Origin of the sequence: Agrobacterium sp. (assembly GCF_032092815.1) — a bacterium.
In the GTDB taxonomy this organism is placed as follows: domain Bacteria; phylum Pseudomonadota; class Alphaproteobacteria; order Rhizobiales; family Rhizobiaceae; genus Agrobacterium.
The window spans coordinates 1-19,474 of record NZ_DAMDBP010000039.1 but is presented as its reverse complement, the minus strand read 5'-3'; the positions used below and the strand labels follow the sequence as shown (position 1 = coordinate 19,474).

Genomic DNA, 19,474 nt, shown 5'->3' with positions numbered 1-19,474 from the left:
GCGTGTTCACAGGCGAATGGGAGCGCACGGATACAGCATTCGGGCGCTCCGGGCATTTTCAAGGGAAGATGCGGCGCCCGTCAGGAGGCACACCGCATGGTCTTCTTCCCCCACCGCCATCTGCTTGGCATCAAGGGCCTTTCCCACCAGGATATCACCACTCTTCTCGACAAGGCCGATGAGGCTGTCAAAATCAGCCGCCAGCGCGAGAAAAAGACCACGACATTACGCGGTCTGACGCAGATAAACCTGTTCTTTGAAGCATCCACCCGCACACAGGCCTCTTTTGAACTGGCAGGCAAACGTCTGGGCGCTGATGTGATGAACATGTCGGTTGGCAACTCCTCCGTCAAAAAGGGTGAGACACTGATCGATACGGCCATGACACTGAACGCCATGCGGCCGGATGTGCTTGTCGTTCGTCATTCCTCCGCCGGTGCGGCAGCGCTTCTGGCGCAAAAAGTGGCCTGCTCCGTGGTGAATGCCGGTGACGGCCAGCACGAACACCCGACTCAGGCACTTCTCGATGCGCTGACCATCCGCCGCGCCAAGGGGCGTCTATCCGGCATTACGGTTGCGATCTGCGGTGACGTGCTGCATTCGCGCGTTGCCCGCTCCAACATCATTCTCTTGAACCAGATGGGTGCGCGGGTGCGTGTCGTCGCCCCGCCAACGCTTCTGCCATCCGGCATCGCCGACATGAGCGTGGAAGTGTACCACTCCATGGCGGACGGTCTGAAAGACGCCGACGTTGTCATGATGCTGCGCCTGCAGCGCGAGCGCATGTCCGGCTCCTTCGTGCCGTCGGTGCGCGAATATTTCCACTATTACGGACTGGATGCCGAAAAGCTGAAAGCCGCCAAGGAAGACGCGCTGGTCATGCATCCCGGCCCTATGAACCGCGGCGTGGAAATTGCCTCCGAAGTGGCTGACGGCCCGCAGAGCGTGATTGAAAGCCAGGTGGAAATGGGTGTTGCCGTGCGCATGGCTGTCATGGAAACCCTGCTTCTTTCGCAAAATCAGGGAGAACGCGCATGAGCGTCGCAACCGTTCTCAAGAACGCCCGTATCATCGACCCATCCCGCAATATCGATGAAACCGGCACGATCATCATTGACGCTAATGGCACGATCCTCGCCGCTGGCAAGGATGCGCAGAACCAGGGCGCACCTGAAGGTGCCACCATTCGCGATGCCAAGGGTCTGCTTGCTGTTCCCGGTCTTGTTGATGCCCGCGTTTTCATCGGTGAGCCCGGTGCAGAACACCGCGAGACCATCGAATCTGCCTCACGCGCGGCGGCCGCCGGTGGTGTGACCTCTTTCATCATGATGCCGGACACCGATCCCGTGATTGATGATATCGCGCTGGTCGAGTTCGTCAAAAAGATGGTGCGTGACAAGGCCATCGTGAACGTGCACCCGGCAGCGGCTCTGACAAAGGGCCTCAAGGGTGAGGAAATGACCGAGTTCGGTCTGTTGCAGGAAGCCGGTGCGGTTGCCTTCACCAATGGTCGCCGGACACTGTCCGACACACTGGTTCTGCGCCGCGCCATGACCTATGCCCGCGAGCTGGGCGCTGTGATTGCGCTTGAAACCCGCGACAAATATATCGGCAATGGCGATATGAATGAGGGGTTGTTTGCCAGCTGGCTCGGCCTGTCCGGTGTTCCGAAAGAAGCCGAAATCATTCCGCTGGAACGTGACCTGCGCATTGCCGGTCTGACCCGTGCGCAATACCACGCCGCCAAAATCTCCGTGCCGGAATCGGCAGAAGCGATCAAGGTTGCCAAGTCCCGCGGCGTCAAAGCCACCAGCGGCATTTCCATCAATCACCTGACGCTGAATGAAAATGACATTGGTGAATACCGCACCTTCTTCAAGCTGCAGCCGCCGCTGCGCGCCGAAGACGACCGCATGGCGATGGTTGAGGCGCTGAAGGACGGCACGATCGATATCATTGTGTCCTCACATGACCCGCAGGACGTCGACACCAAACGTCTGCCATTCGGTGATGCGGCAAGTGGTGCCGTTGGTCTGGAAACCATGCTGGCAGCGGCCCTTCGCCTGCATCACAGCGGCCATGTGCCACTGATGCGACTGATCGATGCGCTGTCGACCCGCCCTGCCCAGATTTTTGGGCTGGATGCCGGCACGCTGAAGTCAGGCGCCAAGGCGGATATCACGCTGATCGATCTGGACGAGCCATGGCTGGTTTCGAGAGATGCACTGGTGTCGAAATCCAAGAACACGCCATTTGAAGATGCGCGGTTCTCCGGACGTGCCGTTTCAACTTACGTGGCAGGCAAGCTGGTCTACAGCGCATAAAGCGGGACGCGTCTTTAAAGACGCGCCACACAGATGCTTTATGTATCAATTCACGCATCGGCTTTGCGAGAACCGGCTCCGGTTTTTGGGCCGATGCGACAAGGGGGAATGAATGAGTGAACTCATGACATGGCAAACCGCGCCTGCCCTTCTGGCAGCGGTTGCACTTCTCGGCTACCTGCTCGGTTCCATTCCGTTCGGCCTGCTTTTGACGCGCATGGCCGGACTGGGCGATGTGCGCAAGATCGGTTCGGGCAATATCGGCGCAACCAATGTGCTGCGCACCGGCAACAAGAAACTGGCGGCCGCAACGCTCGTTGGTGACGCGCTGAAAGGCACGGTTGCCGTGCTGCTGGCTGCCAAGCTCTGGGGTTATGAAGCATCACTGATTGCCGGCTTTTTTGCCTTTATCGGCCACCTGTTCCCGGTGTGGCTGGGTTTCAAGGGTGGCAAGGGCGTGGCCACCTATATCGGCGTGCTGCTGGGCGTTGACTGGCGCATGATGCTGGCCTTTGCCCTGGTGTGGCTTCTCTGCGCCTTCACCACCCGTTACTCCTCGCTTTCCGCTCTGGTTGCAATGCTTGTCATTCCGGTTGCGTTGTGGATACTGGGCCCGGAGAAAACAGCCTTGCTGGTGTCAATGTTGAGCATCATTTCCTGGTGGAAACACCGTGAAAACGTCGCAAGACTTGTATCAGGCAAGGAAAGCAAGATCGGGCAAAAGGGCTGATACGGCCTGCGCCCGAAGCGGGGGCGCACAATGCCGGATGACGGCGCAAGACGGGGTGGCATACAGCTTTCCGAAAAACAGAAAACGGCGTGGCTGAGGCTCATCCGCAGCGAAAATATCGGCCCCGCCACGTTTCGCCAGCTCATCAACCATTTCGGCAGTGCCGAAAAGGCGCTGGAGGCCCTGCCCGATCTGTCGCGGCGCGGCGGCGCAACCCGCACTCTTCATATTACGACCATTGACGAAGCAGAACGCGAGCTTGAAATCGCTGCGCGGTTCGGCGCGCGTTTTGTCGGTATTGGCGAGCCGGATTATCCGCCGGCGCTCAAAGAAATTGACGGCGCACCGCCTCTGATTGCGATGAAGGGTGATGGCCGCACGGCAACCCGCCCCAATATCGGCATTGTCGGCTCACGCAACGCCTCGATCAACGGCATGAAATTTGCCGCGATGATGGCGCGGGATTGCGGCCGGCAAGGCTATACGATTGCGTCGGGCCTGGCGCGCGGCATCGATACATCAGCCCACCGCGCCAGTCTTGCCACCGGCACCGTTGCCATGCTGGCCGGCGGGCTGGACCGTCCCTACCCGCCGGAGAACTTCTCCCTGCTGGATGAGATTTATGCCAGTGGCGGCGCGACGATCAGCGAAATGCCGTTCGGCTGGGAACCACGTGCCCGCGACTTTCCGCGCCGCAACCGGCTGATTGCCGGTGTCTCGCTTGGCGTCATCATTGTTGAGGCGGCGCAGCGTTCCGGCTCATTGATCACCGCGCGATTGGCTGGAGATTTCGGACGGCTGGTGTTTGCGGTGCCCGGTTCACCGCTTGATACGCGCTGCCAGGGCACCAACGGCTTGATCAAGGACGGCGCCACGCTGATTACTGAAGCAAAAGACGTGCTCGACGCCATTTCGCCACTTGTCGAACCTGACCTGCCGCTGTTTCGCCAGGTCAACGAGCCGACGCATCATGCCGATATCAGCGAACCACGCGATGATGACCGGGCATTGGTCGTCAATGCGCTTGGCCCCTCACCGGTGGAGATGGATGACATTATTCGCCATACCGGTCTTTCCACCTCGGCCATCATGCTGGTGCTGATGGAACTGGACATTGCAGGCCGTCTGCAACGCCATGCAGGTGGAAAGATATCGCTGATTTCGGATGCGTAAAAACCGGACTGAAACCATCATTGATTGCAAAAAGCGCCAACAATACCCATTAATACAATTCGTTTTACAGGACAGAAAATGACGTTCCCCCCTTGACCCGGAGCAATTCCCTGTCCATGTCGAAAGACTTGAGAGCCGTGTGTCGGCAAAGGGCGCGGCAGGAATTATTGGCGGAACCTTTTCCAGAGAAACAATAATATGAATGTCGTCGTCGTAGAATCTCCGGCCAAAGCCAAGACGATCAACAAGTATCTCGGCTCCGGCTACAAGGTTCTTGCATCCTTTGGACACGTGCGGGACTTGCCAGCCAAGGATGGCTCAGTGCTGCCCGACCAGGATTTTGAAATGTCCTGGGAGGTCGATAGCGCTTCGCAAAAACGCATGAAGGATATTGCAGATGCCGTGAAGGCATCCGATGGCCTTATTCTGGCAACTGACCCTGATCGCGAAGGGGAAGCCATTTCCTGGCACGTGCTGGACCTTTTGAAGAAAAAGCGGGTGCTGGGCGACAAGCCGGTCAAGCGTGTGGTGTTCAACGCCATCACCAAAAAGGCCGTTCTGGATGCCATGGCGCAGCCGCGCGATCTCGACATTCCGCTGGTGGATGCCTACCTCGCCCGCCGTGCGCTGGATTATCTCGTCGGTTTCAATCTTTCTCCTGTCCTGTGGCGCAAGCTGCCGGGCGCCCGTTCGGCTGGCCGCGTACAATCCGTGGCGCTGCGTCTGGTCTGCGACCGCGAATCAGAAATCGAACGTTTCGTATCCGAGGAATACTGGAACCTGTCGGCGCTGTTGAAGACGCCGCGCGGTGATGAATTCGAGGCAAAGTTGGTGGCGGCCGATGGCAAGCGCCTGCAGGCCCGTGGCATCAAGACCGGTGACGACGCCAATCGCCTGAAAAGCCTTCTAGAAGGTGCGACCTATGTCGTGGACAACGTTGAGGCAAAGCCTGTCAAGCGTAATCCCGGCCCTCCCTTCACCACCTCCACCCTGCAGCAGGCTGCATCGTCACGCATGGGTTTTTCCGCTTCGCGTACCATGCAGGTGGCCCAGAAGCTTTATGAGGGTATCGACATTGGTGGCGAAACCGCCGGTCTGATCACCTATATGCGTACCGACGGTGTGCAGATGGCACCGGAAGCGATTGACGCTGCACGCAGCGCCATCGGCTCGCAGTTTGGAGCCCGTTATGTGCCCGACAAGGCCCGTTTCTATTCCACCAAGGCCAAGAACGCCCAGGAAGCGCACGAAGCCATCCGCCCAACGGATTTCAGCCGTACACCGGATCAGATGAAGCGTTTCCTCGATGCTGATCAGTTCCGTCTGTATGACCTGATCTGGAAGCGTGCGATCGCCAGCCAGATGTCTTCTGCCGAAATCGAACGTACCACCGTTGAAATTCTTGCCGACAATAACGGCCAGAAAGCCGGTTTGCGTGCGGTTGGTTCAGTTATTCGTTTTGACGGCTTCATTGCCGCCTATACCGACCAGAAGGAAGATGGCGAACAGAGCGACGACGGTGATGATGAAGGCCGTCTGCCGCAGATCAACGAGCGCGAAAACCTCGCGAAACAGAAGATCAATTCCAGCCAGCACTTCACCGAACCACCACCACGTTATTCGGAAGCATCGCTGATCAAGAAGATGGAAGAGCTCGGCATCGGCCGCCCTTCCACCTATGCCGCAACGCTGAAAACCTTGAGCGACCGCGAATATATCGTCATCGACAAGCGCAAGCTGATTCCGCATTCGCGTGGACGTCTGGTGACGGCCTTCCTTGAAAGCTTCTTCACCAAATATGTGGAGTATGATTTCACCGCTGATCTGGAAGAAAAGCTCGACCGGATTTCTGCCGGCGAACTGGACTGGAAGCAGGTTCTGCGTGATTTCTGGAAGGACTTCTTCTCCCAGATCGAAGACACCAAGGAACTGCGCGTAACCAACGTGCTGGATGCGCTGAACGAAGTTCTCGCACCGCTGGTCTTCCCGACGCGCGAAGACGGTTCCGATCCGCGTATCTGCCAGGTTTGTGGCACCGGAAACCTGTCGCTCAAGCTCGGTAAATACGGCGCCTTTGTTGGTTGCTCGAACTACCCTGAGTGCAATTTCACGCGCCAGCTGAACTCGGATGGTCCGGAAGCTGAAGCCGCTGCCCTCAACGAACCGAAGGCACTGGGTGCAGACCCGCATACCGGCGAAGAGCTGACACTGCGTTCTGGCCGTTTCGGGCCCTATATCCAGCGTGGTGAAGGCAAGGAAGCCAAGCGCTCCTCCCTGCCCAAGGGCTGGAAACCGGAAGATATCGACCACGAAAAGGCGCTGGCGCTCATCAACCTGCCGCGTGATATCGGCCAGCACCCCGAAAGCGGAAAGATGATTTCGGCCGGTCTCGGTCGTTATGGACCGTTCCTGCTGCATGATGGTGGTTATGCCAACCTTGAGAGCATCGAAGACGTGTTCTCGATTGGTCTGAACCGTGCCGTGACCGTGATTGCCGAAAAGAAGGCTGCACCGGGACGTGGCCGTGGCTCGACACCGGCTGCGCTGAAAACCCTGGGCGACCACCCGGATGGCGGTGCCATTACCGTGCGTGACGGCCGTTTTGGCCCTTACGTCAACTGGGGCAAGGTCAACGCCACCATTCCGAAGGCGCAGGCGCCTGACAGCGTGACGATGGAAGAAGCCCTGGTGTTGATTGCCGAACGTATTGCCAAGACTGGCACCGGTGGCAAACCGGCCAAGGCGAAAAAGGCAACATCGAAGGCCGCATCGGCTGACGGCGAAACAACGGCGAAAGCAAAGCCGAAGGCAGCTGCGAAAAGCAAGGCAGCGGCCAAGCCGAAGACCGCAGCGAAGAAGGCTGCACCGAAAGCAAAGAAGGCGGAATCGTGAGCAAATCCCCACGCAAGACAACCGGTTCCTCCAATGATGGGTTCGGAAGAACAGGGCGTGGAAAACGGGTGGTGGAAAGCGAAGGCATCGTGCATGGCCAGGTTCCACCACGCGAAGTGCTGCTGCGTTTTATTGCCGACCATCCCGAGCAGGCTTCGAAGCGCGAAATCGCCAAGGCTTTTGGTCTGAAAGGTGAGACGCGCGTTGAGCTGAAAGCGCTGCTGCGCGAGCTTGAAGTCGATGGCATGATCCAGAAGAACCGCAAGTCTCTGGTGCGTCCTGGTGCATTGCCGCCGGTCACCGTTCTTGACATTACCACCCGCGACAAGGATGGCGAACTGATCGGCCGTCCGGCCGAATGGCTGGACGAACAGGGCGTTGCCCCTGCGGTCCTCATTCGCCAGTCGTCGCAGGATCGCGGCAAGAAGGCCCCGACTGCTGGTCTGAACGACCGTGTACTGGCGAAGATTTTTCCTGCCAAGGATCGTGGTGGCCCGGCCTATACGGCGCGTGTCATCAAGATCCTCGACCGCCGTCAGGGCGCACTGCTTGGTGTCTTCAAGTCGACGGCCGGTGGCGGTGGACGCCTGATGCCGATCGAGCGGCGCGGCGATGAAATGGTGATCGATCCCGATGGCGTGGGCGATGCGAAGGACGGTGATCTGATCGAGGTCGAAGTTGGTCGCAACAGCGGCCGTTACGGCCTGACGCGCGCCAAGGTTCTGTCCGTCGTCGGTTCCGTAGCATCGGAAAAGGCAATCTCGATGATTGCCATCCATGCCCATGGCATTCCGCATATTTTCCCGCAAGGCGTGCTGGCAGAGGCAGATGACGCCAAGGCTGCTACCATGGCGCACCGCGAAGACTGGCGCGACCTGCCGCTGATCACCATCGATCCGGCCGATGCCAAGGACCATGACGATGCGGTTTATGCCGAGCCGGATACCTCGCCTGATAATCCCGACGGCGTGATCGTCACGGTGGCGATTGCTGACGTCTCCTGGTATGTGCGCACCGGCTCGCAGCTTGACCGCGAGGCGCTGAAGCGCGGCAACTCCGTCTATTTCCCGGACCGCGTCGTACCGATGCTGCCGGAGCGCATTTCCAACGATCTCTGCTCGCTCAAGGAAGGCGTTGACCGCCCTGCCCTTGCGGTGCGCATGACCTTCTCCCGGGAAGGCCGCAAGGCTGGCCACACCTTCCATCGCATCATGATGAAGAGCGCCGCCAAGTTGTCCTACCAGCAGGCGCAGGCTGCCATCGATGGCAAGCCCGACGACAAGACCGGGCCAATGCTGGAGCCGATCCTCAAGCCTTTGTGGAATGCCTACGAGATCATGAAGCGCGGGCGTGACCGTCGCCAGCCGCTGGAACTCGACATGCCCGAGCGCAAGATCCTGCTACGCGCGGATGGCACGGTGGACAAGGTCATCATTCCCGAGCGGCTGGATGCCCACAAGCTGATCGAAGAAATGATGATCCAGGCCAACGTGGCCGCCGCCGAAACGCTGGAAAAGAAAAAACAGCCGCTGGTCTACCGCGTGCACGATGCCCCGACGATGGCCAAGCAGGAAACGTTGCGCGAATTTCTGGCCACGATCGGCATTTCCATGACCAAGGGTGGCGCCACCCGCGCCAATTCCTTCAATGGCATTCTGTCGCGCGCCGAAGGCACACCGCACCAGATCATGGTCAATGAAATGGTGCTGCGCTCGCAGAGCCAGGCGATCTACAGCCCTGAAAATATCGGGCATTTCGGCCTCAATCTGATGAAATATGCCCACTTTACCTCGCCGATCCGCCGCTATGCAGACCTGATCGTGCATCGCGCGCTGGTCGGTTCGCTCGGGTTTGGCGAAGGCGGCATCACGCCTGCCGAAGAAGGCATGCTGGATGATATCGCAGCGGAAATCTCGACATTCGAGCGCCGCGCCATGGCCGCTGAACGCGATACCATCAACCGCTTGATTGCCCACCATCTGTCCGAACGGGTCGGTGAAGAATTTGAAGGCCGTATTTCCGGTGTCACCAAGGCGGGACTTTTTGTCGCGCTACCTGACTATGGTGCAGACGGCTTCATACCCATATCTACACTTGGCACGGACTATTTCATCTATGACGAGGCGCATCAGGCTCTGACAGGTGAAAAGACCGGGCTTGGCTATCAGCTTGGCGACACTGTTCAGGTTCGCCTTGCTGAAGCTGTGCCACTGGCCGGGGCGCTTCGGTTTGAGATATTGAGTGAAGGCCGCAAAATGCCGGTCGCCACGCGGTCCTTCCACAAGGCGGGACGCAAGACGGCACGGGTTGCGGCAAAACCAGGAACACGACCACCCAGACGGCGCAGATAACAAGGCGGCAGGATCCGCCACAGGAAGGATGCAGCCATGAGTGCAGACAACAGCCTAGATACAGTTACCTTTGGTGATGCCGGCAATGACCGTCCAACCGGACGTTCCATCATGCGTGGCATTCGCGGCACCTGCCCTGCCTGCGGCAGCGGCAAGCTGTTTCGTGCGTGGCTGAAGCCGGTGCATGAATGCGCAGCCTGTGGCGAAGAAATGCACCATGAGCGGTCCGACGATCTGCCACCCTATATTTCCATCGTCATTCTCGGCCACATTGCCGTTGGCGGTTTCATGATGACCGACATGATTCTACCTGTCGAAATGTGGGTGCATTTTGCCATCTGGATCCCGATTACCATTCTGGCAGCACTGGTGACGTTGCAACCAATCAAGGGCGGCGTGATTGGCCTGCAATGGGCGCTGAAAATGCACGGTTTCGGGCGACAGCCGGACAAGGTGCAAATTGACGGGTCGTCGTTTTAAAACATGCTGCCTCTTCGTGGTGTCGATCTTCCGACGGAACGTTTCGCGGCAACACGGCCCCGGGATGCAGCCTCGATCATTCTGATTGATCGAAGCCAAAAGACACCGAAAATACTGATGGGCAAACGCGCCGCCGGACATGTGTTCATGCCCGGCGTTTATGTGTTTCCCGGTGGTCGGCGTGATCGTAACGACCACACCCTGCCCTTTGCCGGCGATCTTGACCCGCTGGTGCATTCGAGCCTGCAAAAACGTGTGTCGCGGCCGCTTGGGCCTGCTGGCGCCAGAGCGCTGGCACTGGCCGCCCTACGCGAATTGCAGGAAGAAACAGGGTTGACGCTCCATTCATCCACAGGTGAAGCACCTGATCTGTCACGCCTGCGGTTTGTGGCCCGTGCCATAACGCCACCTGGCCATATCAGGCGTTATGACGCGCGATTCTTCTGTGTATTTACCGATGAAACACCGCTCAATATCGCCGCAATGCGCGATACGAACGAACTTGTTGACCTGTCATGGCTTGACATGGATGCCCTTTGCAGTCTGAACATGGCGCAAATTACGCGCAGCATTCTCGAAGATGTCACAAAGCTCATGATAGTTGATCCAGCGCTATCCTTTGAAAACGCGGTACCGTTTTATTTCATGCGTCACGGACTTGCTGTTCGTGAGCACCTTTGAAGGTCTATATGACAAAGCCTGAAACCTGCGGTACCTATGCCACCGACAAAATTCACTGGCCGTCCCTGTTCGCAGCAATTGCCGCCATCAGCGCTGTTGGCGTGGCAATAGGGCTTGGCTTGCCGCTGCTCAGCATGATTCTGGAAAAGCGCGGCATCTCCTCTACGATGATCGGGGTGAACTCGGCGATGGCTGGCGTGGCATCGATGCTTGCCGCCCCGCTGACGTCAAAGCTCGCGCACGACTGTGGTGTGGCGCGCACGATGATCGTTGCGGTGTTCATCTCTGCGATCAGTGCGCTGGGCTTTTATTTCGCGGACGCCTTCTGGATGTGGTTTCCGCTGCGCATCGTCTTCCACGGCGCCACCACCACGCTTTTCATTCTTTCCGAGTTCTGGATCAATGCCACCGCCCCGCCCTCCAAGCGCGGCATGGTGCTTGGCATGTATGCCACCGGCCTTGCCGTTGGATTTGCCGCTGGTCCTCTGCTGTTTTCGCTGGTTGGCAGTGATGGAATCACACCGTTCGTGACAGGTGCAGTGGTGATCCTGCTGGCGGTGATTCCCATTTTCCTGGCCCGCAAGGAAAGCCCTCAGCTCGATGAAAAGCCGAATCATCATTTCGCCCGCTATATCTGGCTGGTGCCGATGGCTTCGGCAGCGGCGTTTGTGTTCGGATCGGTGCAGGCCGGAGGTCTTTCGCTGTTTCCAATCTATGCAACGCGCGAAGGTTTCAACGAATCGCAGGCAGCGCTGCTCCTGACGGTGATGGGCATCGGCAATATGGCCTTCCAGATCCCGATCGGCCTGCTCTCCGACCGCCTGAAAGACCGGCGTATATTGCTCGGATTGATGGCTCTTCTGGGCTTTGTCGGCACACTGACCCTGCCGCTTCTGGTGCAAAGCTGGGCTTTGCTGGCCTCCATGCTGCTATTGTGGGGTGGATGTGTATCCGGCATGTATACGGTCGGCCTGACGCATCTCGGCTCGCGATTGACCGGTTCTGACCTTGTTTCAGCCAATGCCGCGTTCATTTTCTGTTACGCCATCGGCACGATCAGCGGCCCACAAATCGTTGGTGTCTCCATGGATTTGAGTGGAACAAACGGTTTTGCATGGGCCTTGGCCGCATTTTTCGCGTTTTATGTGGTTCTTTCCATTGCACGTTTTGTTTTGAAGCCAAAACAGGCTTGACTTTTTGGGCGCGATCCGTAGTTTCGCGCCAGATTTAGCCGGGATCGAACAGGTCTGCGGCTCACTACTTTGTTAAAGGCAGGACGACCATGGCGAAAGCTACAACAATCAAGATCAAGCTGCTGTCGACAGCCGACACCGGTACCTTCTACGTCACCACCAAGAACAGCCGTACGTTCACGGACAAGATGACGAAGACAAAGTACGATCCAGTCGTACGCAAGCATGTTGAATTCAAGGAAACGAAGATCAAGTAATCTTCTTCTCGAATTTGCAGTTTTCAAAAAGCGCGCTTTCTTCGGAAAGTGCGCTTTTTGCTTTCGGGGCCTATGACAGACCATCGGCCCGCCACAGGACTGCGAACATGACAGCCTGTAACGCCAGCAGCGCGCGACCTGTGATCACGGCACTCAAGAACTGCCTGGGCGACAGGATGCAGCCTGCGCGCCCGCCTGCCCTACCGTGCAAAGCCCGACGCCCGTGATAAATGCCTGTAGAAGGGCAGCAGCGCGCCAGGAAAGAGCAACCAAGCTCCAGCGTGAAATTCATGGAATGCGATGGAAGGAAATGGGGGTCGGTCGGAGTTGCATACGGTACGAGGAACCGTTTAGTGCACTCCAACCGACCGACCCCACGACCCAGGAGATGCGGCGGACCTGAGCATCATGGGGTATCTTCTGAAACCAGCCTTCCCGATCCGAAGACCAAGTAAAGACCAGCTCTCGAAACACCTGAGACAAGTAACTTGCGCTGATTATTGAGCCTGTGCTTGCACTGCCATTACGAAAGTTATGTCGTTGAACCAAAGGTCGCGCAAACGCCAAAAAAAATCAACAACTTCTTAAAGAAACGCTATTTTGAAATGCAAATATGGTTAAACATGACCGTAACCGGTACAGTATTTATTTTATAATCCGTGAATACTTGAAATACAAATCAAATTTTTCTCAAGTAAAAAACCACTAGACCCTATCGAAACCTCGTTTCAAACATGATTTGGCACAGCAGGAAATGTCGCTGCGCGAGCATCGGCAGAGCGCTGCGTTCAAATATATCGATGATTAGACAGCAAAAATAGTCCCGCTTTCGTAACGTTACGTTACAAAATGACAATTCTCGAGAAAATGCCAAGCAATTACAGGCACAAAACTATGCCCGCAGGTTCGCAGATTGGCACATGTTATCCACAAGACAGGTGATCGCAATACCTGAATTCTAGGGGCCAACAATTGGGGACAGCAGGTGACGTGCAGAAAGCCACCCCGCCCCGCTCTGGAGCCCGGCAAGGACGTCCAGAGACTCCATATGGTTTTAATTTCGGAAAGCGGCCTGCGCGGCCGTCAGGCGGCAGCAGCCACGACGCGGTTGCGTCCGGCCCGCTTGGCATCGTAGAGCGCCTTGTCGGCCTCTTTGAGCAGCTGCTCAGGCGTTTCGATGTTGAGGCTGTTTGAGGCGATACCAAGCGATGCGGTAATGCTCAGCTCCACACCGGTCGACCGGATCACGAAAGGTTTGCCCTCAATGCTCATGCGCAAGCGCTCGGCGATATTTGCGGCTATTTCCGCCGTGGTATCGGGCATCACCACCACGAACTCCTCGCCGCCATAACGACAGGCCAGATCAGCCCCGCGCACCGTTGCACGCAGTCGACCTGCAAACTCTTTCAGGATTTCGTCACCGGCATCATGACCATAGGTGTCATTGACCAGCTTGAAACGGTCGATATCGGTGATGAACACCGACAGAGAGCGACCACGGGTGGCCGCACGGTTGAACAGCACCTTGAGATGATTGTCGAGGTAACGGCGGTTATGAAGCCCGGTCAGCCCGTCTGTCACGGCAAGTTCGATGGAATGCTGCACGCTGCTGCGCAAACGGTCGTTGTAACGTTTTCGCTTCAACTGCGTCAGCGTCCGTGCCACCAGTTCATTGGGGTCCAGCGGCCGGGTAATGTAGTCATTGACGCCGAGATCCAGCGCCCGGACGATCATGTCTTCGCCGCCCTGCTCTGCAATCAACAGAACCGGCAGGAAACGTGTGCGGTCCAGTGAACGCAATTGCGAACACAGACGCAGCGGATCGTAGTCATCCAGTGTTGCGCTGACCAGAACCAGCTCGAAACCATGTTCTGCGGCCTCGAAGATCGCCGCTTGCGCATCCGAAATCGCCGTCACCTCGGCAACCGGCTTGAGCATCTTGATGATGCGTTCCTGCGAGTTTGCACGCGGATCGACCAGCAGCACCTGCCCCGGTTCCTCGATGCGCCCCTCGTCGCGCAGCAAGTCTTCTATGCCAACAGCACGCGCTGTCTCCGCGCGCATGCGCAGTTCGTCGCTCATGGTTTTCAGGCGAACGAGACTTTTGACGCGAGAGACAAGCTGCAGATCGTTGACGGGCTTGGTCAGAAAATCATCGGCACCAGCCTTGAGACCACGGACCCGGTCGGATGGTTGGTCAAGCGCCGTTACCATGACTACAGGAATATGCATGGTGCGCGGATTGGACTTCAGCCTCTCGCACACTTCAAAGCCATCCATGCCCGGCATCATGATGTCGAGCAGAACAATATCGACCTGCGTGTTGTTGCAGATTTCCAGCGCTTTGAAGCCGTCGTCGGCTGTCAGCACATCAAAATATTCAGCAAGAAGGCGCGCTTCCAGCAACTTCACATTTGCCGGGACATCATCAACGACCAGAATTCTTGCTGTCATAAGCTGTCCTCAAATGCCTTCAGGCATCTCCAAGGTAGGTTTTTATGGTTTCGATAAATTTGGGCACGGAAATGGGCTTGGAGACATAGGCCTCGCATCCACCCTGACGAATGCGCTCTTCATCCCCTTTCATGGCGAATGCTGTGACGGCGATGACCGGAATGACGTGCAATTCATCGTCTTCCTTCAGCCACTTGGTCACTTCAAGACCGGAAACTTCCGGCAACTGGATGTCCATCAGAATAAGGTCTGGCCGATGCTTGCGCGCCAAATCAAGGGCTTCCATGCCATTTCGGGTCTGAATCGTTGTGTAACCTGATGCTTCGATCAAGTCGCGAAAGAGCTTCATGTTCAGCTCGTTGTCTTCAACTATCATGACCTGTTTTGGCATAGCGACCATTCCTCGATGCGCCTTGAAACCATGCCACTGACATATAAGTCTGTCGCAGAACCGATTCCATCGTATATAATTTAACGACGCTAATGCGATTTGGTTGAAAAATAGGTAACTTCGGCGAAGAAATGCTGCGAGACAAAAAAACAAATACCGCTTCTGCGGCAAAACCTGAAGAAACAGCCGCCGCCATACTTGGTTGGCTGGCCAGTGAACCCGAGTTGCTTTCCCGCTTTTTGGCGCTGAGCGGCCTGCAGGCCAATATGCTGCGGCATGCGGCCACTGACCCCGGTTTTTTTGCCGGCCTGACAGATTTTCTAATGAGCCATGAGCCTGATCTGATGGCTTTCTGCGCGGCAACAGAAACAAAACCGGAAGATGTCGCTGCCGCATGGCATCATTTTTCCGGCCCTGGCCTCGATTCGGGTGAATATTGAGGCCAAAGCGACCGGTTTCTCTTGAGTAAATTCAGGCAACGGAATAACGTGGCGAGCGTTCATTCTTTGTTCCTGAGTTGACCATGACAAAACACGCCCCCGGTTTTTGCCGCGATTGTCTGGCCGGTCAGCCACAGGGTATTCGCCGTTGCCAGAAATGCGGTAGCCCTCGCCTTGTCTATCACAATGAACTCTACGATCTGAGCCTGGCGCATATCGACTGTGATGCGTTTTACGCCTCGATCGAGAAGCGCGACAATCCTGATCTGATGGACAAGCCGGTGATCATCGGAGGTGGCAAACGTGGCGTAGTGTCCACCGCTTGTTACATTGCCCGCATTCATGGCGTGCGCTCGGCCATGCCGATGTTCAAGGCGCTGGAGGCCTGTCCCGAAGCGGTTGTCGTTAAACCGAACATGGAAAAATACAGCACTGTCGGTCGCCAGATCCGCAGCATGATGCAGGAACTGACACCCCTGGTGCAGCCACTGTCGATTGACGAGGCGTTTCTTGATCTCTCAGGCACCGAACTTCTGCACCACGACCCGCCTGCCCGCGTGCTGGCAAAATTTGCCAAGCGGGTTGAAAAGGAAATCGGCATTTCGATTTCCGTTGGCCTTTCCTACTGCAAGTTTCTGGCGAAGGTCGCCTCCGACCTGCACAAGCCACGCGGTTTTTCGGTGATCGGCCAGGAAGAGGCCGTCACGTTTCTGGCCACCCGCCCTGTCACCACCATCTGGGGTGTCGGCAAGGCCTTTGCCGCGACGCTGGAGGCGGACGGCATCCGCTTGATAGGCCAGTTGCAGGAAATGGACGAAAGCACGCTGATGCGCCGTTACGGCACCATGGGACAGCGGCTTTACCGCCTGTCCCGTGGCATCGACGAACGCACGGTGCACAACAACGATCCGATCAAGAGCGTGTCGTCCGAAACCACGTTTTTCAACGATATTTCACGGCATGAAGACCTTGTGCCGATTTTGCGTTCGCTGTCCGAAAAGGTCGCATGGCGCCTGAAAAAAAGCGGCATTGCCGGGCAGACCGTGGTTTTGAAAATGAAGACGGCTGATTTCAAAAGCCGTACCCGCAACAAGCGCCTGGATGACCCGACCCAACTTGCCGACCGTATTTTCCGCATCGGCCTTTCCTTGCTGGACAAGGAAACCGATGGCACGAAATTTCGCCTGATCGGCATTGGTGTGTCAGACCTCAGCGATGCGGCAGTGGCTGACCCGCCTGATCTGATTGACCAGCAGGCCTCACGACGCGCGGCAGCGGAAGCAGCCATGGACAGACTGCGTGACAAGTTTGGCAAGGGCAGCGTGGAGACGGGCTACACATTTGAAGTAAAAAAATAACCTGACGCCTTGGCCGGATTACACGAAGACGTGAAGGCGTTTAAAAACTTCATTAAATGCTAATTGATAAGCTCCGAGCCTCTGTATTGCGTTGGAGTAAATAGCCCCATGGTATTGCGTTCATTTCTGGGTGCTTGTCTTTTGTCGACGTCCGTACTGGCACACAGTGCCTTTGCGTATGATTCCGCAGGACTGCAAATCATTGTATCGAAAAGCACTCAGTCTCTTGCCGTCTATGACAATGGCGAACTGATCAAAACCTCGAAAGTCTCAACCGGCAAACCGGGACATGACACGCCAACCGGCATTTTTTCCATTCTGGAAAAACGCAAATATCACGAATCGAATATCTATTCGAATGCGCCGATGCCCTTCATGCAGCGGCTGACATGGTCCGGCATTGCGCTTCACGAAGGCAAGGTGCCAAATTACCCAGCCTCACACGGCTGTATTCGCCTGCCATCCGGATTTGCCCAGTCGCTTTATGGCAAGACCGAACGCGGCGTGCATGTAATCGTGTCGAATAACCCTGTGGAACCACAGCGCATCTGGCACACGACGCTGTTCCAGCCGACTGTAGAGCAACCCGACAGCAAGTTGCTGCTGTCCGATGTGGAACTGCGCCCGGCCGCGTTTGACCCTTCCCTCAAGGTGGAAGTGGCCATGAATGAAAAGACCAATTCCGTCACCCCAAAAAAGGTGACGAGGCCCGACACGAAACCGCTGCGCATTCTGATTACCCGTCGCGGTGACCGCGAAAAGATGGTCGATATCCAGTCCATGCTGACTGCGCTTGGTTTTGATGCCGGTGCCGCCGATGGTCTTATGGGGCAACGCACCATCAGCGCGATCAACGGGTTCAAGCGCTGGAAGGATTTGAGCGAAAAAGGACCTGTCGTGACGGACGCCTTCGTTGCCGCTCTATATGCTTCAAGCGGTTACGACGCGCCGCCCGCCGGGCAATTGCAGGTAAGGCAGGATTTCAAGCCGCTGTTTGAGGTGCCTGTTGGCATCAAGGACGCCAACCTGCCGCTTGGCACACATTTCATGGAAGCGACTTCCGTGGACCATATGAGCGGCCGCGCCGACTGGTATTCAATCACGCTGGAAAACCATCTGCCAACCAGCACAATGCGACGGTTGGGTATCGATGCCGACAAATATGATCTGCAGGAAAGTGCCAGCGAGGTTCTGGATCGCATCGATATCCCTGAGGATGCACGCAAGCGCATCGAGGATTTGCTGGTGGCCGGAACGTCGATCACCATTACCGACCTCAGCCACTTCCCTGAAACGGGTCAGGGCACTGATTTCATCACCATAACCAGAACGGCCAAGAACCGTTCATAAACCGGTTAGATACCGGATGGTTCGAAACGCCCCTCACCCCGCGACCCGCGGGGTGAACTTTTAAATGCCATCACAGCAGTTCGACATCAATAATGCCGGGCGCCGCACGCAGGGCTGCAGCAACCTCCGGTGAGATGCGGTATTTATCCGTCAACTCCACTTCGATCTCACGCTGGCCGTCATCCTTGATGACGATGAAGGACACCAGACCATCACCCTTGGCGTTGAGATGTTTGGCAACCATTTTCAGCGGCCCGGAATCACGCACGTAAACACGCAGTGCCTTCTGCATCTGGACGGATTTTTCCTCCAGTGACTGTGCTGTCTGGATACGCAGGCCAATGCCTTCCGGACGCTCATCCGCCTGAACGGTAATGACCAGCGATTTGCCGACTTCCAGGAGATCACGGTACTGGCCAAGCCCTTCTGAAAACAGCACGGCCTCATACTGACCTGATGCATCCGAGAAGGTAACGATGCCCATCTTGTTGCCGGTCTTGGTCTTGCGCTCCTGTTTGCCGGTGACGGTGCCGGCCAGTCGACCGGCGGTCGCACCCTGTTTTACCGCTGTGGTAAAATCGGCAATGTTCTGCACACGCAGTTTTTCAAGCGTATGGCGATAGGTGTCGAGCGGGTGAGCGGTCAGATAAAAACCGAGCACCTGATATTCACGCAGCAGTTTTTCCGAGGCAAGCCACGGCGAAAATGTTGGCAGCGCAAGACGCTCCGGCCCGCTGGCACCACCGGAACCGAACATGTCGGATTGGCCGCTGACGCGGTTTTCCTGCGCCAACTGGGCGAAACCGATGATGCGGTCCAGACCGCCAATCAGTTCGGCACGGTCACGACCGAAACAATCGAAGGCACCGGCATTGATCAGGCTTTCAAACACACGCCGGTTGATCTGTTTGGGATCAATCCGCTGGCAGAAATCCTCAAGGCTGGCAAAGGGCTTCTCCCCCCTCACCGCAACGATGTGGTCCACAGCACCTTCGCCGACGCCCTTTAGAGCCGCGATCGAATAATAGATGCGGTTGTCGCCGGTTTCGAACTTGCGGAACGAGGTCTGTACCGATGGCGCAACGATCTCGATACCCATACGCGAGGCATCCTGACGGAAGTCGTTGATCTTTTCGGTGTTGGCCATATCAAGCGTCATCGAGGCGGCCAGGAACTCCACCGGATAATGCGCCTTCATATAGGCGGTCTGGTAAGAGACGATCGCGTAAGCGGCAGCGTGCGACTTGTTAAAGCCGTAGTTGGCGAACTTGGCGAGAAGGTCGAAGATGGTGTCGGCCTGCGCCTTGGACACCTTGTTGCGCATCGCACCTTCAACGAAACGTTCGCGCTGCTTGTCCATCTCCTCCTTGATCTTCTTACCCATGGCGCGGCGCAGAAGG

At 56.9% G+C, this 19,474-nt stretch carries 16 protein-coding genes; 13 read left to right on the top strand and 3 right to left on the bottom strand.

Annotation, left to right across the window (positions count from 1 at the left end; all coding sequences use genetic code 11):
- The first annotated feature begins 96 nt into the window (after positions 1 to 96).
- The 10 genes from RT613_RS18745 to rpmG all read left to right on the top strand — a co-directional run bounded on the left by RT613_RS18745 (position 97) and on the right by rpmG (position 12,081).
- A complete protein-coding gene (locus RT613_RS18745) occupies positions 97 to 1,038 on the top strand; it encodes an aspartate carbamoyltransferase catalytic subunit (protein ID WP_313617838.1) in 942 nt (313 codons plus the stop codon).
- Positions 1,035 to 2,324: a dihydroorotase gene (locus RT613_RS18740; protein ID WP_313617837.1), complete on the top strand. Its 1,290-nt coding sequence runs from the start codon at positions 1,035 to 1,037 to the stop codon at positions 2,322 to 2,324. Before RT613_RS18745 ends, RT613_RS18740 begins: the two co-directional genes overlap by 4 nt.
- A 112-nt stretch (positions 2,325 to 2,436) precedes the next feature.
- Positions 2,437 to 3,054 carry a glycerol-3-phosphate 1-O-acyltransferase PlsY gene (plsY, locus tag RT613_RS18735; protein WP_313617836.1) on the top strand — a complete coding sequence of 206 codons (618 nt, stop codon included), beginning with the start codon at positions 2,437 to 2,439 and terminating at the stop codon, positions 3,052 to 3,054.
- Positions 3,055 to 3,084: 30 nt separating this feature from the next.
- Positions 3,085 to 4,227: a DNA-processing protein DprA gene (dprA, locus tag RT613_RS18730; protein ID WP_313617834.1), complete on the top strand. Its 1,143-nt coding sequence runs from the start codon at positions 3,085 to 3,087 to the stop codon at positions 4,225 to 4,227.
- Positions 4,228 to 4,425: 198 nt separating this feature from the next.
- Complete coding sequence (gene topA, locus RT613_RS18725; RefSeq protein WP_313617832.1) at positions 4,426 to 7,119, top strand: type I DNA topoisomerase; 2,694 nt, start codon at positions 4,426 to 4,428, stop codon at positions 7,117 to 7,119.
- Positions 7,116 to 9,470 carry a ribonuclease R gene (gene rnr, locus RT613_RS18720; RefSeq protein WP_313617830.1) on the top strand — a complete coding sequence of 785 codons (2,355 nt, stop codon included), beginning with the start codon at positions 7,116 to 7,118 and terminating at the stop codon, positions 9,468 to 9,470. Before topA ends, rnr begins: the two co-directional genes overlap by 4 nt.
- 36 nt (positions 9,471 to 9,506) lie before the next feature.
- The gene (locus tag RT613_RS18715) at positions 9,507 to 9,950 is read left to right on the top strand and encodes a DUF983 domain-containing protein (RefSeq protein ID WP_313617828.1); all 444 of its coding nucleotides are present in this window, start codon (positions 9,507 to 9,509) and stop codon (positions 9,948 to 9,950) included.
- Between the two features lie 3 nt (positions 9,951 to 9,953).
- Positions 9,954 to 10,631, top strand: coding sequence for an NUDIX hydrolase (locus RT613_RS18710; RefSeq protein ID WP_313617826.1), 678 nt, complete (start codon positions 9,954 to 9,956; stop codon positions 10,629 to 10,631).
- Positions 10,632 to 10,639: 8 nt separating this feature from the next.
- Positions 10,640 to 11,824, top strand: coding sequence for an MFS transporter (locus tag RT613_RS18705; protein ID WP_313617824.1), 1,185 nt, complete (start codon positions 10,640 to 10,642; stop codon positions 11,822 to 11,824).
- Positions 11,825 to 11,913: 89 nt separating this feature from the next.
- Positions 11,914 to 12,081 (top strand): 50S ribosomal protein L33, encoded by a 168-nt coding sequence (gene rpmG, locus RT613_RS18700; protein WP_003496403.1) that lies wholly within the window; start codon positions 11,914 to 11,916, stop codon positions 12,079 to 12,081.
- 1,083 nt (positions 12,082 to 13,164) lie between these two features.
- Here the strand turns inward: rpmG and RT613_RS18695 are convergent.
- Together RT613_RS18695 and RT613_RS18690 are read right to left on the bottom strand one after the other, a co-directional pair.
- Positions 13,165 to 14,535: a PleD family two-component system response regulator gene (locus tag RT613_RS18695; protein WP_313617822.1), complete on the bottom strand. Its 1,371-nt coding sequence runs from the start codon at positions 14,533 to 14,535 to the stop codon at positions 13,165 to 13,167.
- Between the two features lie 19 nt (positions 14,536 to 14,554).
- The gene (locus RT613_RS18690) at positions 14,555 to 14,926 is read right to left on the bottom strand and encodes a response regulator (RefSeq protein ID WP_003547430.1); all 372 of its coding nucleotides are present in this window, start codon (positions 14,924 to 14,926) and stop codon (positions 14,555 to 14,557) included.
- Positions 14,927 to 15,057: 131 nt separating this feature from the next.
- Here RT613_RS18690 and RT613_RS18685 point away from each other — a divergent pair, with 131 nt between their 5' ends.
- The 3 genes from RT613_RS18685 (at position 15,058) to RT613_RS18675 (ending at position 18,074) form a co-directional block, all read left to right on the top strand.
- Positions 15,058 to 15,366, top strand: coding sequence for a DUF3572 domain-containing protein (locus RT613_RS18685; protein ID WP_313617820.1), 309 nt, complete (start codon positions 15,058 to 15,060; stop codon positions 15,364 to 15,366).
- 83 nt (positions 15,367 to 15,449) lie between these two features.
- A complete protein-coding gene (locus RT613_RS18680; protein ID WP_313617818.1) occupies positions 15,450 to 16,724 on the top strand; it encodes a DNA polymerase IV in 1,275 nt (424 codons plus the stop codon).
- 108 nt (positions 16,725 to 16,832) lie between these two features.
- Positions 16,833 to 18,074, top strand: a complete 1,242-nt coding sequence (locus tag RT613_RS18675; RefSeq protein WP_313617817.1) for a L,D-transpeptidase family protein — start codon at positions 16,833 to 16,835, stop codon at positions 18,072 to 18,074.
- A gap of 70 nt (positions 18,075 to 18,144) precedes the next feature.
- Here the strand turns inward: RT613_RS18675 and RT613_RS18670 are convergent.
- Positions 18,145 to 19,474, bottom strand: a 1,330-nt coding sequence (locus RT613_RS18670) for an OB-fold nucleic acid binding domain-containing protein (RefSeq protein WP_409558853.1), incomplete at its 5' end; no start/stop codon positions are given.